The organism is Caballeronia sp. TF1N1 (assembly GCF_022878925.1).
GTDB lineage: Bacteria > Pseudomonadota > Gammaproteobacteria > Burkholderiales > Burkholderiaceae > Caballeronia.
The window spans coordinates 14,002-30,012 of sequence record NZ_CP084628.1 but is presented as its reverse complement, the minus strand read 5'-3'; the positions used below and the strand labels follow the sequence as shown (position 1 = coordinate 30,012).

9 protein-coding genes are annotated in these 16,011 nt (G+C 66.5%); 7 read left to right on the top strand and 2 right to left on the bottom strand.

Translation table 11 applies throughout. The features are described from left to right. Positions 1-4 precede the first annotated feature (4 nt). Together tssK and tssJ are read right to left on the bottom strand one after the other, a co-directional pair. The gene (gene tssK, locus LDZ28_RS20985; RefSeq protein WP_244830361.1) at positions 5-1,345 is read right to left on the bottom strand and encodes a type VI secretion system baseplate subunit TssK; all 1,341 of its coding nucleotides are present in this window, start codon (positions 1,343-1,345) and stop codon (positions 5-7) included. Positions 1,346-1,471: 126 nt separating this feature from the next. Next, positions 1,472-2,029, bottom strand: coding sequence for a type VI secretion system lipoprotein TssJ (gene tssJ, locus LDZ28_RS20980; protein ID WP_244830359.1), 558 nt, complete (start codon positions 2,027-2,029; stop codon positions 1,472-1,474). A 149-nt stretch (positions 2,030-2,178) separates the two neighbouring features. Here tssJ and LDZ28_RS20975 point away from each other — a divergent pair, with 149 nt between their 5' ends. The 7 genes from LDZ28_RS20975 (at position 2,179) to tssB (ending at position 15,999) form a co-directional block, all read left to right on the top strand. Then, entirely contained in the window at positions 2,179-4,467 is a 2,289-nt protein-coding gene (locus LDZ28_RS20975) for a CHAT domain-containing protein (protein WP_244830358.1), read from the top strand. Positions 4,468-4,552: 85 nt separating this feature from the next. Then, complete coding sequence (locus tag LDZ28_RS20970; protein ID WP_244830357.1) at positions 4,553-6,346, top strand: ShlB/FhaC/HecB family hemolysin secretion/activation protein; 1,794 nt, start codon at positions 4,553-4,555, stop codon at positions 6,344-6,346. 57 nt (positions 6,347-6,403) lie between these two features. Continuing rightward, positions 6,404-12,556, top strand: a complete 6,153-nt coding sequence (locus LDZ28_RS20965; protein ID WP_244830356.1) for a filamentous hemagglutinin N-terminal domain-containing protein — start codon at positions 6,404-6,406, stop codon at positions 12,554-12,556. An 18-nt stretch (positions 12,557-12,574) separates the two neighbouring features. Beyond that, complete coding sequence (tssA, locus tag LDZ28_RS20960) at positions 12,575-13,597, top strand: type VI secretion system protein TssA (RefSeq protein ID WP_244830355.1); 1,023 nt, start codon at positions 12,575-12,577, stop codon at positions 13,595-13,597. A 58-nt stretch (positions 13,598-13,655) separates the two neighbouring features. After that, positions 13,656-14,123 (top strand): DUF6484 domain-containing protein, encoded by a 468-nt coding sequence (locus tag LDZ28_RS20955; RefSeq protein ID WP_244830354.1) that lies wholly within the window; start codon positions 13,656-13,658, stop codon positions 14,121-14,123. Between the two features lie 26 nt (positions 14,124-14,149). Next, on the top strand, positions 14,150-15,400 hold the full coding sequence (locus LDZ28_RS20950) for a TIGR02270 family protein (RefSeq protein WP_244830353.1): 1,251 nt from the start codon (positions 14,150-14,152) through the stop codon (positions 15,398-15,400). Between the two features lie 71 nt (positions 15,401-15,471). Then, positions 15,472-15,999 (top strand): type VI secretion system contractile sheath small subunit, encoded by a 528-nt coding sequence (gene tssB / locus LDZ28_RS20945; protein WP_244830352.1) that lies wholly within the window; start codon positions 15,472-15,474, stop codon positions 15,997-15,999. Positions 16,000-16,011: the final 12 nt, after the last annotated feature.

The window sequence follows — 16,011 nt, the reverse complement described above, 5'->3', positions numbered from 1 at the left end:
CGCCTCAGTGACGGATGGCCCAGAACTCGAGCTCGAGCGCGGGAAACTCGCCGGCGATATACATGGCCAGATTGCCGGTCTGCTCCAGCTCCTTCCATAGCTCGCCGCCGCGGTCCAGCTCGAAGTAGGAGAAGCCGGCGTGAAACGGAATCTGCCGCGGCGCGACCGACATCGCGCGCAAGCCGATGCCCGGCAGCGCAAGATTGACGAGATCGCGCAGCTTTTCGGCGGGCGCGATCTTGACCTGCGTCGGAAAGCGCGTGCGCAGCGCCTCGCCGGACATCTGCGCATTGGCGGCCAGCACGAAGCCCGCGCTGCGCACGAGCTCGAGATCGTTGATCAGCGCGACGCGCACGCCGGGCTTGCGGCTTTGCAATTCGATCGATACCGCGTCCGGCTCGCGCACTTGGGCGAGAAGCTGGCGCACGTCGCGCATGAGCGGCTCGAACGAAGTGGCTACATCGTCGTGCCGATACGGCGGATACGCGAGCACGCGGCGCCGTTCATCGAAGGCGGCGAGGTCGCCCGCAAGCGCGAGCGTCGTCTGATACAAACGCTCGGGATGCAGCAGCGGCACTTGCAATAGATGCAGGTATTGCGGCTCGAAGCGGTTGAGCGTCTGCAGCAACAGAAAGTCCGCGATCTCCGCAACGCCGCCGCGCCCCGGATTGGCGAGATGGCTTGCAAGCCGGTCGGCATGCTGATGCAAGAGGCCGGCAAGCTCTTGCGCCAGGCCGAGCAGACGCGGATCGGCGTGGGCGTGGAGCATCGGCGGGATATAGCTCATGTCGAGCAGCACGCGATTGTCCGCGCGCTTTTCGAGGACTCGCGCCACGGCAATGGTCGCGAAGGCGCCGGTGACGTCGCGCTCCAGCATGAGCCGCAAATTCGGCGTGCCGACGCGGATTTGCGCGATGCGGTCGGTGCTCGTCGTCACATCGGTGACGGAGGTGTCGGCGGTGCGGTAGCGCAGCGTGTCGGCCTGGCCGTCCGCCTGGCCGCCGGCTTCGAACTCCTTCGCGCCCGCGCGGGCCAGAGGTAACGCGAGCAGCACGAGTTCGTCGCGCGTGCCTGCGGGGATTTCGAGCGGGGGAGGCGCGGCGGCATCGTCGGGAAACGAGAACGCGGCGCCATCGGGCAAGACGCCGAATGCGGAAGCGAGCGCGATCTTGCCGAGCCCGAGCGCGACTTCGTCGAGCATGACGGCGGCCCAGCCCCACGACCAAGCTTCGGTTGCGCGCAAATGCGAGCACACCAAATGCTCGATGAAGCGGTCATGCTGCTGAAAATGCTGCGGTTCGAGAAACAGTCCCTCGGACCAGATCATGCGTTGATGCCAGGTCATGGCTCGTATCCGCCTCTGGGTTCGACGCGGCGCCGTGTGAATCGCGCGTGGATCGCGCACACGAGGCGCTGCGCTTCTAGAACGAACGACGCGTTCGAATTTGCAAGTGCCGATGCGGCGCCGCCGCTACTCCCTGGCGGCTTTTGGCGGCGGCGCACGGCTGGCGCCGATGCTCACGTCCGCTGCATCGATGCGCACGTCGATCAACGTCGTCTGATTCGGCGGCACCGGCACGGTCGAGCGCCAGCGCGAGCGTTCTATGTCGCGATACGCGGCCACCACCGCGACGAACTTCGTGCCCGGCTGCACGGGCTGCTCGACGATGCGGCTGTCGCCCGGCTTCAGCAGAAATTCGTTCTTCGCGTTGAGATCGCCGCCGAGCGTCGCCTGATCCTTGCCGTAGAGCGTGAAGAAGTCGGCGCTATCGAAGGCGGCGGTCGTCTTGAGTTCGTACACGCGCACGAGCACGGGAGACGGCCGGCCCATGTGATCGGGATTCGCGGTTGGGAGTGCGCTTACGCTGACGCGCACGATGGTCGGCGGCGGAGGCGCGGGCGGCGCCGACTTGCACGCAGCGACGAAGAGCGCGCTCAGAAAGACGACGCGCGCCGCACAGAGCCGCGACCGCGTCTGCATCCGCCACGGTGAGCGTTCGCCGTCAGTGATCGATTCGATGCCTGGCATGACCAATGTGTGTGAGTGCCAACACAGCGGCAGACGAACCATCGCCGCGTGTTTTCAAATGCGCCGCGACGTTTCGTCTTGTCGTGGCACCGCGGCGGCTCCACACCGCTTGCGCCGGTGCGCGGCGATGGTCATCGAGGAGCGCATTCGTGGAAACGACAGAGCGGATGTGGTCGGCCCGCATCGAGGCCGACGCTGCTGCGCTTAAGCGCGGTGCTACGAAACGGCCTGGCGCGATGTGCGCGCTGTGCGCGGCAATGACACTGCTTCTGACGACGCCATGCCTGCGTGCGCAAAGCACACAAGACGTGCAAGCGATGCCGGAGCGAAAGGCGCCGTCCATCCCGCTAAAGGCGCAAAACAGATCCGCCACAGCGCCGCAAGCGCCGGCGAGCACCGCCGACGAATCCCTCACGCCCGCGGCACGCCAGGCCGAAGCCCGCGTGCGCGATGCCGAAACCATCGCCACGCTGACGCAGGAAGGGCGGCTCTTGCTGGCGCGCGATCAGGTCAAGCTCGACGGTTACGCCTACTGCAGCATGTCCGTCGCGGCGGCCGAGCGCGGCGATTTTCGCGAGAGCATCGAGGCGGCGTCACGGGCGCTCGTCGTCGCGCGTCAGACCGACAACGCCAATCTCGCGGCGCTCTCGCGGCGCGATCTGGCGATTGCCTACAGCTACGCAGGCGATCTCGACGATGCCGAAAAGTACGCGCGCGAAGCCATCGCCGCCGGCGAAAAAAATCCGCAGCAAGTGCTCGCTCCGGCGCACAAGGTCCTCGGGGATATCGCGGCGCGACGCGGCGATGCGAAAGCCGCGCTCATCGAATATCACGCGGCGCTCGATTCGGCGTCGCCGCGTTATCGGCCGCTCGTGCTGCTGTCGATCACCAACGCGCAGATTGCCAACGGCGACGCGCCCGGCGCGCGCGCGACCTTCGAAGCGACGAGCGGCCTGACCGATTCGTTGCTGGCGCCCTTGCGCAAGCGCATCGAAGGCAATCTGCTGCTCGCGGAAAACAATCCGCAAGCCGCGCTGGACGCGTTCGCCGCCAGCGCCGTGAAAAGCGGCTCGGACGCGAGCTACGACAACCTGTGGGCGCACGAAGGCATGGGCCGCGCTTATCTCGCGCTCGGCAAGCGAAAAGAGGCGCGCGATGCATGGCTCGCCGCGCTCGACGATTCCGAATCGATCCGCGCGCGCTTTCGCAGCGACGAGTTCAAGACCGGCTTGTTCTCCGACGTTCAGACGGTTTTCGAGGAAACGATTGCGCTCGTCGTCGAGGACGGCGACTACTCGCTCGGCTGGACGCTCTCGGAGAAGAGCCGCAGCCGCGCGCTGCTCGATGTCGTGCGCAACCGGCTTGCATCGAATGTCGACGAGGCGCAGCTCAACGGCCGCACGCTCTCGCTCGACGAGGTGCGCGGCACGCTCAAGCCTGGCGAGGCGATCGTCGAATTTCACGGACTGCCGGATCGCATGATCGCGTGGGTCGTGCGCGCCGGCGGTCTTCAGGGCTTCACGCTGCCGATCAAACGGCGCGACATGACGCTTGCCGTGACCGACTTTCGCAACGCGATCATCCGCGGACGACCGCAGGCGCTCACTTACGGCGCGAAGCTCGACGCGCTCTTGATCCAGCCGCTCGACTTGCGGCCGAACGAGCGGCTCATCATCGTGCCGAACGGCGCGCTGCACTACATGCCCTTTCAGGCGCTCAGGAATGCGCAGGGCTTTCTGATCCAGCGGCACGCGCTGGCGCTCGCGCCGTCGGCAAGCGTCGCGGTGCAGCTCGTGCGGCGGCAGCAGCGCATCGCGAGCAATCTGGTCGCCTTCGGCAATCCGCGTATTGCGCCCGAGTTCGATCTGCCCGGCGCCGAAGCCGAAGTCCGCGCGATCGGCCCGTTGTTCGCCAGGAACGAGACCTTCGTGCGCGGCGACGTCACGCGCAAGGCATTCAGTGACAACGCGCCCGAAGGACGCATCGTCCATGTGGCGACGCACGCGCAGGCGGACACCATCGATCCGCTGCATTCGCGCGTGCTGCTCGCGCCCGCGGCCCAGCCCGCCGACGGGCCCGATCCCATGCTCGCCGAGGACATCTACAACCTCAAGTTCGATTCGGTGGCGCTCGTGACGCTGTCCGCCTGTGAGACGGCGCTCGGGCGCGTCGAACGCGGCGACGAAATCATGGGCTTCACGCGCGCGTTCTTCTATGCGGGCGCGTCGGCTTTGCTCGTGTCGATGTGGCCGGTCGCCGACGACTCGACCGCGCTCACCATGCGCACGTTCTACGGTGCGCTGACCAAGGGCGAAGAAGCCATCGACGCGATGCGCGACGCGCAGCTCGCGGTGCTTTCGAACAGCAAGTTCGCTCATCCGTTTTACTGGGCGCCGTTCGATCTGATGGGCAACTGGCGGCTTTCGGTGGCCCGCTGATCAGCGCGTCCGCTTTCGATGACGCAAACGAAGCCGGCGCCGATCCGTCGCCGGTCCCGATGAGGACGGTGCAGTGAATCACGCCATGACAACGACATTCCTCGCATTGAGTTCACGCGTAGCCAAACGCCGTGGACGAAGCGTCGCCGGCGCGGCGCGTGTGTCCGGCGCGGCGCGCGTGGCGGGCGTGGGCCTCGCCTGCGCGAGTGCGCTGCCGGCCTGGGCGCAACAGCTGCCGGCCGTACCGAACTTGCCGAACGCAGGCACGCAACAGACGCCGAACGCCGGCACGCTGCTCAACCAACAACCGCGTCCGTCGCCGGGTGCGCCCGCGCCGGGCGGCGCAAACGTGCTGCCCGCGCCGCCCGCCGCGCCGCCTGCCGTGCCAGAGGGCAAGAAGTTCGTGTTGCGCGATATCCGCTTCGCGGGCAACGAGACGCTGTCGACCGACACGTTGCTCGCGCTCGTCTCGGAGAAGATCGGCCAGGAAGTCTCGATCAACGATCTCAACGCGATGAGCGCGCGCATTGCGCAGGCGTATCGCGATCGCGGTTATCCGCTCGCACAGGTCGTGATTCCGCCGCAGGACGTGACGAGCGGCGACGTCACCTTTACCGTGCTCGAAGGCAAGATCGGCCGCGTTCGCCTGACCATGGCGCCGGGCGCGCCGATCAAGGAATCGCTCGTGCGCGCGCGGCTTGCTTCGATCGAACCGGGCAAGCCGCTCAGGCAAGGCGAACTGGAGCGCACCATGCTGCTCCTGTCCGATCTGCCGGGCATTCGCGTCACGTCCGCGCTGGAGACGGGCAGCGCGCCGGGCACCGTGGATCTGACCGTGACCGTCGAGCCCACGCGGCGCTGGGACTTCGCCGTATCCGCCGATGACTATGGCGCAGCACCCGCCGGACGCTGGCGGCTCGGCTCCGTGGGGCGGCTCGCGTCGCCATTCGGCATTGGCGACAACCTCGACTTGAATCTGCTTGCCGCCGAACGGGCGGATACGGTCTACGGCCGGGTCGGCTACGACGCGCCGGTGAATGCATACGGCACGCGCGCGGGCATCGCGTATTCGCATCTGTACTACTACCTCGGCGAGAACTTCTCCTCGCTCAATGCGCACGGCGACGCCGACGTGGTGACCGCGTCCGTGACGCATCCGCTGATCCGCTCGCGCAGTCAGAACCTGTTGCTGCGCGGCGCGTTCGAGTATCGCTCGCTCACCGACAAGATCGACACCGTGAGCTTCGACAACCCGCAGAAGCTCTATGTGGCAAGTGTCGGACTCTCCTACGAAAGCCGCGACGCGTTTCTCGGCGGCGGCTTCAACAGCGCGGACGTGCAACTGGCGCTGGCGCATCTGAATATCGATTCGAGCGTAGCGGCCGCCATCGATCAGGGACCGGCCGGACGCAACACGCAAGGCAACAGCGTGCGCCTGACGATGCAGGCGAACCGGCTGAACGCGATCACGCAGAAGACGAGTTTCTTCGTGGGCGTATCCGGGCAGTGGGCGAATCAGAATCTCGACAGTTCGTCGCGCATTACGCTCGGCGGGCCGCGTGCGGTGCGGGCTTATTCGCCATCGGAATCGGTGGTCGACGAAGGATTGATCGGCACGGCCGCGTTGCGCTACGCCGTGCTGCCGACGCTCACCGCGTCCGCGTTCTTCGATATCGGCGTGGGTCGTTACAACGCGCGCTCCATTTCCGGCCAGGGCGCCAACACCGTGACGCGCAGCGGCGCGGGACTTGGGCTTTTCTGGAACGGGCCGTGGGGCGTCACCGTGGATGCGAGCGTGGCGTGGCGCACCACGCGCGCCGACACCACCGGCGACGACAAGGTGCCACGCGTGTACGTGCAGGTTTCCAAATCGTTCTAGCCGGCGCGATGCCGCGAGCGAACCATGCAGCAATCAGCAGCAATGAGGGAGGTCGACATGAGCGATATCCATAGCCTTCGGACCCGCAGAGACCGGCGGGCGTGGGCGCGCGCGATCCGGCGGCTCGCGCGGCGCGCGGCGCGTCATGCCGGTATCGATCTGCGTCCGGCGGCACTGCTGCCGCTGATTGCGCTCGTGGCGGCGCCCGGCGCGCTCGCGTTTCCGACAGGCGCTCAGGTGGTGAGCGGCAACGTCTCGATCGGCGCGCCTGCGAACAGTACGATGGCGATCACGCAAGGATCGCAAAAGGGCATCGTCAACTGGAATTCGTTTTCGATCGGCGGCAACGAGACGGTGAATATCACGCAGCCGTCGCCGCAGGCCGTGTTGCTGAACCGCGTCGTCGGCAGCAATGCGAGCACCATCGCCGGGCGGCTCAATGCCAACGGTCAGGTGTTTCTCGTCAATCCGGCGGGCGTGTTGTTCGCGAAGGGGGCGTCGGTGAATGTCGGCTCGCTGGTGGCATCGACACTGGGCATTTCGGACAGTGACTTTCTGGCGGGCAAGTATCACTTCATCGCTTCGCCGAATGCGAGCGGCAAGGTGGTCAATCAAGGCGCGATTACCGCAGGCGAGGGCGGAACGGTGGCGCTGCTGGGCGGGCAGGTCGATAACAGCGGCGTGGTGAGCGCCAAGCTCGGCACGGTCGCGATGGGCGCGGGCAGCGACATCACGCTCGACTTCGCTGGCGACGGCCTCACGATGCTGAAGGTGGACGGCGCGGCGGCACAGGCGCTCGTGAGCAATTCCGGCGTAGTGCAGGCGGACGGCGGGCAAGTGGTGATGTCCGTGCAAACCGCCGACGCGCTCGCCGCGACTGTGCTCAATCAGACCGGCACGGTGCGCGCGCGGAGCGTGGCGGAACGCAACGGGCGCATCGTGCTCGATGGCGGCGCGGCGGGCGTGACGGAGGTCGCGGGCGCCGTCGATGCAACGGGCGGCGCGGGTATGAAGGGCGGCGGCATCGACGTGACGGGCTTTCGTGTCGCGGTAAACGACGGTGCGCGCGTCGATGCGAACGGCGCGGCAGGCGGCGGGCGCGTGCGGGTCGGCGGCGGCGCGGCGGGGAAGGCGGCGGATATCCGCAATGCGGATGCGGTGTGGATGAGCCCCACGGCGCAGGTCGGCGCCGATGCGCTCGTCAGCGGCGACGGCGGCAACATCGTGATGTACGGGACAGAAGCGGCGCGCATTTACGGCACGTTGTCGGCCAAGGGCGGCGCGCACGGCGGCAACGGCGGCCTGATCGAAACCTCGGGCGGCTATCTCGATACCCACGGCGCCACGATCGATGCGACCGCGGCGCTCGGGCGCGGCGGAGAATGGTTGCTGGACCCAACCAATTTGACGGTCATTCCGGCCACGCTCAGCACCACACCCAGCACCACGGTCAACAGCGGGACGAGCATCTCCACCACGACCACCAGCAATCCGAACGTGGCGACGTTTTCGTCGAGTCCGACCTCAAACAGCGTCGTGGTCGACGACGACATCAGCAACAAGCTCGGCAGCGGCATATCGGTGACGCTCTCGACCGATGCCGGCAATCTCAGTGAGCGAGGCACGGGCGCCATCATCGTGGAAAACGGCGTCCGTCTGGCCAAGACCCGAACCACGACGCCCGCCACGCTGACGCTCAGCGCCGCAGGATCGATCACGGTGGAGGGGACCATCGGCGGTCCGTCCGCGGAAGGCGACGCGCCCGTGGGCGCGCTGAACGTCGTGCTCGATGCGAATCAGGGCAAAGCGGCGGCGGGGACCAACTGGATCGTGCTCAACCGCGCGGTGATCGACACGAACGGCGGTTATTTCACCGCAGGCGTGCCCGCGGCAGCGGCGGGCACGCCTGCCGCCGCCACCCAATTCGACGGCGCGGCGGTCGTGATCGGCAACAACACGAAAATCGACACGACCGTGGCATTGCCGGGCGCGCAGTCCGGCGGTTCGGTGACGCTCAACGGACAAGGCGCGCCGACGCTTCCCAGCGCCCTCGCTGCAGTCGTTGCTCCGAACGCGACTCCGCTCGCCGCGTTCACCATGATCGACTCGACCATCGCCACATCGACGGGCGATGTCTCGATAGCCGGGCAAGCGGCGCCACTCGCCGTGTCGATCGGCGGCTTGTCGGGCATCGCCACGCAGACGGGGAACATCGGCATCAACGGCACCGTGGGCACTCGTGCGAATGACTTCGCGAACTTGAACACCACGGGTGTAGCGCTCACGCCGACGTCTGCGAGCACCGTGACCACGCCGCTTTTGAAGACCGTCTCGGGCAACATCAGCGTGAGCGGCGCGGCGGCCGTCGTGCCGGCCGCACTCAGCACGGTGTCGGGCGTGGGTGTATCAATACAGCCGGATCTCGGGCGCCAGATCGCGCAGTCGGAGTCGGGGAACATCAGTATCGTGGGCACGGCGCCTTACGTGAACAACACCACCGACAGATACTTGCTCGACGGTACGGGCGTGTCCATCGTCGGCGCCGCGCTTGCCACGCAGACCGGCTCCATCTTCATCACCGGCAACGCACCGGGCCTGCCCCGGGCAATGAGCGGCGACTTTGCCGGGAGGAGCGACGGAGTCGGCATCGATAGTTCCACACTGAGTGCGGGCAATGCGCTCAGCATGACGGGAACCACGGCGTCGGGCTACATACCGGGCGCAGGCGTTACGATCACTTCAGGCAGCACCACGCCAACCGCCATCTCGGCCGGCGCGGGAGGCATACAGATTTCCGGTTCGGGCAACGGGTATCAGGGCGTCGCGATGAACGGCGGTTTTCCGTACACGATCACGCAGGACATCGACATTCACAGCGTGGGCGGCCCGATCGATATTCGCGGCTACAACAACGGACTCGCGGTTGCGGGCAACCTTTATCCGGGCGTCGAACTCGATAACGCCGGAATCACCGCGCAAGGTTCGGGGTTGACCGTGTCGGTGACCGGTTACACGCCTAGTAGCCAGGCAGGCATCGCGCTCTACAACTCGACGCTGTCGGCGGGACGCGATCCCGCGCTCTTTCCGGGCTTCTTCGACACGGGCGGCACGGTGGTTTTGCGCGCCGACAACAACGGCACGACGCCACCCATCGTGGCGCAAATCCAGACGGTCGCCGCGACGCGTCCGCCCGTGTTGGACGAGGCGGTCAATCTACGTGGCGACGATGCCGTGACCGCCGCCGTCGACGCGCCCGCGCCCCCGGCCAGCACTTTCTACGCGCCGTCGGGAACCGTGGTCATGCTGCCCGGCAAGTTCGATGCCGGCTCATTCAACATTGCCGCGGATAACCTCACGCCCATCAACGTCGGCGGCACGGCGGCGGGCTTCAGCGTCACGCAGTCGATGCTCGGTGCGATTGCGCCGGCGGTGTCGAACCTCATAATCGGTTCGAATAGCTATAGCGGTCTAGTAACCGTTGCGCAGCCTTTCTTTGGAACCGGCCAGCTCGACGGGTTGACGCTCGCAAGCGGGGGCACGGGCAGCAAGGGCATCGCTCTTGCATCGCTCATCAACGTCGATACGCTCACGCTGCAGACGCCCGGAATCGTGACGCAAGGCGCCTCCGGCATTCAGGTCGGGCAGTTGAATCTCGTCGGACCGGGCAGCTTCAATTTCACCAATCCGGCTAACTTTGTCGGTTCACTCGGTCTCGCCGGAACGGGCAACGTGACGCTCGTAAGCCAGGGCGATCTTCGCATCACGGGCGTAGCCGGGCAGACGTTCGATTCCGCGTCCGCGAAAGTCACGCCTCTGGAAAGCGCGCAGGCAACCCTGCTCGGCAACCTGAATGTGCAGACGCTCGACGGCGGCGAAGGCGGGAAGGGCACGATCTACGTCACGGCGCCCGTCGTCGAAAACGCCACGGGTGTATCGACGCTCGGGCTGCACGCGAACAACCTGCTGTTTCTGCAGAACGACATAACATCGACGGCGGGAGCGCTCGACGTCGCCGCAGACGCGCGCAACGCGATCATCGCGCTCGGCAATGCCGGGGAAGGGGCGGAGTACCGCATCCGCTTTGCGACCAACGGCGGGTCGCTGGTTGCGGGCACGCAAGGCGGTGGCGCGAGCGGCTACGACGGCGCGTCGGCGATGCTGGAATCGGTCGATATCGACACGACCGGCGCATCCGGAGCCGGCGGCAACGTCACGCTGCACGGCATCGCGCCCACGCCCGCAGTGCTCGCCAGTTCGAGCTTTCCGAATACGATCACGCCCTACGGCGTCGATCTGAACGACGTCAGGATTTTTAGCGGCACGGGACAGATAGAAGTGGCGGGACGCAGCCTGAACGCCGCAACGGATCCTGGCGGCGGCGTCGTATTGCGCAATGCAGGCACCGCGCCCGCTCGTCAGCCCGCATCGACGCAACTCGTTTCCACCGCAAGCGACAGCGACAGCCATGCCGTGCGGGTCTTCGGCAGCGCGAGCGGCGGCGGCAACAATGGCGTCGCGGTCCTTGACGGCTCGTCCGTGCGGGCAACGAACGGTACTGCCGATATCCGCGGCAGCGCCAACACAACCGGTTATGGCGTGTTGCTCGGCTCCGGCTCGGTTACGGGCCGGAATGTCGCGATCGCGGGTTACAGCAACTCGGCGACGGCGGGCGTGGGTATCGCCACCACGGGCGAGACGGGCGGCAACTTCACCATCGCGGCACCGGACACTGTCGTGCTCGGCTCGGCCAATGACGCAAGCGCCACCAGTCTGATCGGGCGCGGCGCGCCGGGTTCGATCTCGGCGGCGACGCTCGGCATCTATCCGGTATCGGTCGATCCGACGAGCTTCGCCCTCACGCCGCGCAACGGCATGCCGATCACGCTGTTCGGCACGGCAGCAACGCCGGGCTTGTCGATCGACGCCACCACGTACCAGTCGTTCTCGACGAACATCCGCACGCTCGCGCTCGGCTCGCTCACACAGACCGGGAAGATCACCGTCGAAGGTCCGTGCGCAGGCGGCACGAATTGCGCGGCGCGGCCGTTCGTGGCGACGAGCCTGACGCTGCAGAACCCGGGCGCGGGCAGTCAGGGCGTCGACTTGCCCTCGGGCATTGCGATGCCTTTGAGCGCCACGCTCGCCATCGACACGAATGGCACGGCAAGCGATCCGGGCGGCATTCAGACAGGCACGCTGCTGCTTGCCGGTGGCGGCGTGTTCAACCTTCCGGATGTCAACAGCGTGAACACGCTCGCCGTCGCCGGGACGGGCACGGTGAACTTTCGCAATGCAGGCGCCTTGACGATAGGCACGGCCAGCGCCACCGGTTTCGATGCGGCAAGCGGCAACGCCGCGCCGATCGGCGGCCAGCCGGGCACGGCAACCGGCGATCTCACCGTGATCGCCGACAGCGGCGGCATCACGCTTGGCACGCCAGCCACGCCGATGCATCTTACGGCGAGCGGCAGCATCGATCTCGTGCAGCAAGGCACGCAGTTTCAGAACCCGAACGGCGGCACGATCAGCGCGGGTAACGCGTGGCGCGTGTGGGCGCTGAATCGCGACAACGAAACCCGCGGCGGTATCGAACCGGGCGGCGCGCGGCCCAACTTCTATGGCTGCGTCCATGGCGGCAATTGCTGGAACGGTCAGTTGTCGAACGTAGTCGTGACGGACAACGGCAATCACTTCGTCTACGCCGAGCAGCCCACGCTTACGATCAATGTCGGCAACCAGAAGCGGCCTCAGGGTCTGTCCAACCCGGCATTCACATTCACCGTGGCGGGCCTGCAAAACGGCGACACTCAAGGTCAATCGCTCGCGGGTGGTCCGCCCGGATCGACGGCGACGACGAACTCCGGCCCGGGAAGCTACGCGATCACGGGCACCTTCACGTCGCCTGACGGTTACAAGGTCGTGGTGATTCCCGGCACGCTCACCATCGACCCGTCGATGCCGCTGCAAGGCGCGGTCTTTGCGCGCTCCGGCCTGCAACCGTTGTTCACCGCGCAGGAAGACAGTTTCGTCTACGAGAGCAACCTCGGCGCGATCAACGTCTGCGTGGGCACCAACGAACCGGTCCTCGCGTTGCAGCAGTCCGAAGGTCCGGCCGATTCGCTCGCCTCCGAATGGAAGCGCGTGCGCTCGCGGCCGAACCTGAATAACTGCCTCGTCGTGAATGGGCAGCACGGCTGCGGAGAATTCTGACATGAGAACGGAGCCGCGATGATCGACATCGAACCGCTACTCGCGCCAACCCGGACGATGCCGCCCGCCGGCATCGATCTGGAATACGACGCAGCCTTTCTCGAATTCGAGGCGCTCGCGCGAGGCATGCCGGCGCGCCAGTTCGACACGCTCGCCGAAGCGCCGCCGTGGGGCGACGTGCTCGAACAGGCAACGGCGCTTTTGGAGCGGTCGAAGGATCTGCGCATCGCGGTGGTGTACACGCGCGCGGCGTCGCATGTGCACGGCGTGGCGGGTTTTCATGCGGGGTTGCGTCTGCTGATGGGGCTTTTCGAGCGCTACTGGGACACGCTTTATCCGCCGCTCGATGCCGACGAGGGCAACGATCCCGCGCTGCGCGTCAATGCTCTCGCGCCGCTCGCCGATCCCTACACGCCGTATGCCGAAGCCGAGACGCTGCTCAACGATTTGCGCGAGTCCGAGGTCTGCCGCGTGCATGGGGAGCGCCTTACGGTGCGCGACATCCTCGTGGCGCAAGGCAAGCTCGCGCCGCCCGAAGGCGCAGGCGTGAAGACGCTGTCGCGCGTCGAAGGCGTGCTCGCCGACGCGCTTGCGCAAAACGCCGCGCTGCTCGTCGAGGGTCTCGATCTGCCGCGTGCGGTGCAGGCGCTCGGTGCATGCATGACGGACAGGCTCGGAGCCGAGCGCACGCCGTTGCTCATTCAGATGACGGCAACCGCCGGTCAGATCGCCGCGCAATTCCGCGCCGCCGCGCCACGGAACGCGCCCTCGCCGGGAGCCGGCGCCATGCCCGAAGATTCTCCGCCCGCGCCGCATCGAGCGATGGCGCGTCCCGGCGAGCTCGCCTCGCGCGAGGATGCCATCGCACTGCTCGATGCCGTGTGCGCCTTCCTCGAACGCACCGAGCCGACCAACCCGGCGCCGCTTTTGATCCGCCGCGCACGCGGGCTCTTGGGCAAGGACTTCATGGCCGTGATGCAGGATCTTGCGCCCGACAGCCTGTCGCACATCCACCTGATCGCGGGGACGCGTCCGCAATGAGCCTTTGCAATTACGCGGGCGTCGTTCGTCTTTGGTCGGTCAGACAGGGGAGAGTGCGATGAGCGGACGGGATTTCCTGGAACCGGCGATGTCGCCGGCCATTGAAGGCGTGTGCATCGGCGAGTTGATCGGTTTTGCCGGCGATGGCGCGCGGCCGCTCGTGGTCTATCCGCGGCAGCCGGGCAACGCCGCGCTCGCGGCGCGCACCATCGTCGATGTTCGCGGCATGCATATAGGACGCGAGGTTCTGCTGATGTTCGAGGCCAACGATCCGGCGCGGCCGATCATCATCGGTTGCCTGCAGACGGACGAAGCGTGGCCGCTCGATACCGTTCCCGCCGAAGTCGAGGTCGATGCCGATGGCCGGCGACTCGTCGTCGTCGCGAAGGAAGAGATCGTGCTGCGTTGCGGGCAAGCGAGCATCACACTGACGAAGGCCGGCAAAGTGCTGATAAACGGCACGTATGTATCGAGCCGGTCCTCGGGCGTGAATCGCATCAAGGGCGGCTCGGTGCAACTCAACTAATTTTTTTACTTCCGTACCTGACCGACATGGGCGCCGAGAATCGCGTCATTCTCCCGATCCTCGATCAACATATCGAGGATGCCGCGTGCCTTCGCAACGTCCGAACGTCGCTCGTGCGCGCGCCGCACGTCAGGCTAAAGCACCTCGCCCGCCTTGACGAGCGCATCGTGGCGCATCTCGATGGCATCGCGATAGCCGGACGCGTCGGCGCGCAGATGAGCTTGCGCGCGCTCGATCGAACCGCGTGCGGCGAGCTTTTCACGGTGGCGGTCGGCTGCATCGAGGCACGTGCGGAGAAAGCGCTTCTGCGGCTCATTGCGCTTGCCGAAGCCGTGCCGCATGCGGCGCACGGCCTTTACTCGGCGTTCGGCTGGGTATCCGCGAGCCGCCTGCAAGAGACAGTCGGCACGTGGCTCGCCAGCGGCGTCCCCGGTGTGCGACGTGCGGGCATCGTCGCATGCGCGCTGCATCGCGCCGATCCGAAACGTTTCCTCGATGCGTGCATCGCCTCGGACGACACGACACTGCGCGAGCGCAGCCTGCGTTGCGCGGGAGAAGTCGGCCGGGTCGATTTGCTTGCGGCATGCATCGATCATCTGGATGACGCTGACGACGCCTGCCGTTTTCAGGCCGCCCGGGCCGCGCTGCTCCTTGGCGACCGTGGCGCGTCGCTTGCCGCGCTCAAGGCGCTTGCGCCGGCGCATGCCGAAGCCGCGGCCCTCGCGGCGAGCGCGCTGCCGTCGCCGCACGTGCATCCGCTGCTCGAAGCCATCGCCGCGCGTCAACCGGACAAGCGTCTCCTGATCCGCACCATGGGCCACGCGGGCGATCCGCACTACATTCCGTGGCTCATCGGCCACATGTCCGACGACAGGCTCGCGCAGCTTGCCGGCGAGAGCTTCAGCTTCATTACCGGCGCCGACCTCGCGCGGCTCGATCTCGACCGCGAGCCGCCGCAAGCGCTTCCGGCCAACCCGGCCGACGATCCCGCCGATACCGGCGTCGCGATGGACGAAGACGAAGGCGCGCCCTGGCCCGATGCCGACAAGATCGCCCAATGGTGGCAAGCGAATGCGCCGCGCTTCCGGGAAGGCGAGCGGCATCTCTGCGGCGCGGCGCCTGCGAAGACGCAATGCATCGGCGTGTTGAAGGACGGTTATCAACGGCAGCGCATGGCGGCCGCGCGGCATTTGTGTCTCATCGAGCCCGGCCGCGCGCTCTTCAATTGCGCCGCGCCCTCACGGCGTCAAGAACGGCTTCTGCGGACAGCGGCGTAAGCGCTTTTAATTCCGCCGGCGCTCAATCGTCTTCAAACGTAGCCCGCATTCAAGCGATGGAGGGAGGCGTCATGGCAACCAGCAGTCAGAAGTTCATCGGCCGCAATCGCGCGCCGCGCGTGCAGATCGAGTATGACGTCGAGACCTACGGCAGCGAAAAGAAAATCCAGCTTCCGTTCGTGATGGGCGTGATGGCGGATCTCTCAGGCAAGCCGGCGGTGGCGTTGGCTCCGGTCGAGCTGCGCAAGTTCCAGGAAATCGACATCGACAACTTCGACAGCCGCATGAAGGCGATGAATCCTCGTGTCGCGTTTCAGGTGCCGAACAAACTGACGGGCGAAGGCAACCTGAGTGTCGACATCACGTTCGAGACCATGGACGACTTCTCGCCCGCATCGGTCGCGCGCAAGGTCGATGCGCTTTCAAAACTGCTCGAAGCGCGCACGCAACTCGCCAATCTCGTCATCTTCATGGACGGCAAGACGGGCGCGGAAGAACTGATCGCGCGCGTGCTCGACGATCCCGCGCTGCTGCAGACGCTCGCATCCGCCAAACCCGCCGATGGCGTCGAACCGCCGCCCGAAGCGGCCGCCGAGTGACCCGCACGACCA

Excerpts from the sequence above, each read along its gene's own strand:
- LDZ28_RS20955 (WP_244830354.1), top strand. The coding sequence starts at position 13,656 with ATGAGCGGACGGGATTTCCTGGAACCGGCGATGTCGCCGGCCATTGAA.
- tssJ (WP_244830359.1), bottom strand. The coding sequence starts at position 2,029 with ATGCCAGGCATCGAATCGATCACTGACGGCGAACGCTCACCGTGGCGG.
- LDZ28_RS20965 (WP_244830356.1), top strand. The coding sequence starts at position 6,404 with ATGAGCGATATCCATAGCCTTCGGACCCGCAGAGACCGGCGGGCGTGG.
- LDZ28_RS20950 (WP_244830353.1), top strand. The coding sequence starts at position 14,150 with ATGGGCGCCGAGAATCGCGTCATTCTCCCGATCCTCGATCAACATATC.
- LDZ28_RS20970 (WP_244830357.1), top strand. The coding sequence starts at position 4,553 with ATGACAACGACATTCCTCGCATTGAGTTCACGCGTAGCCAAACGCCGT.
- tssB (WP_244830352.1), top strand. The coding sequence starts at position 15,472 with ATGGCAACCAGCAGTCAGAAGTTCATCGGCCGCAATCGCGCGCCGCGC.
- tssK (WP_244830361.1), bottom strand. The coding sequence starts at position 1,345 with ATGACCTGGCATCAACGCATGATCTGGTCCGAGGGACTGTTTCTCGAA.
- tssA (WP_244830355.1), top strand. The coding sequence starts at position 12,575 with ATGATCGACATCGAACCGCTACTCGCGCCAACCCGGACGATGCCGCCC.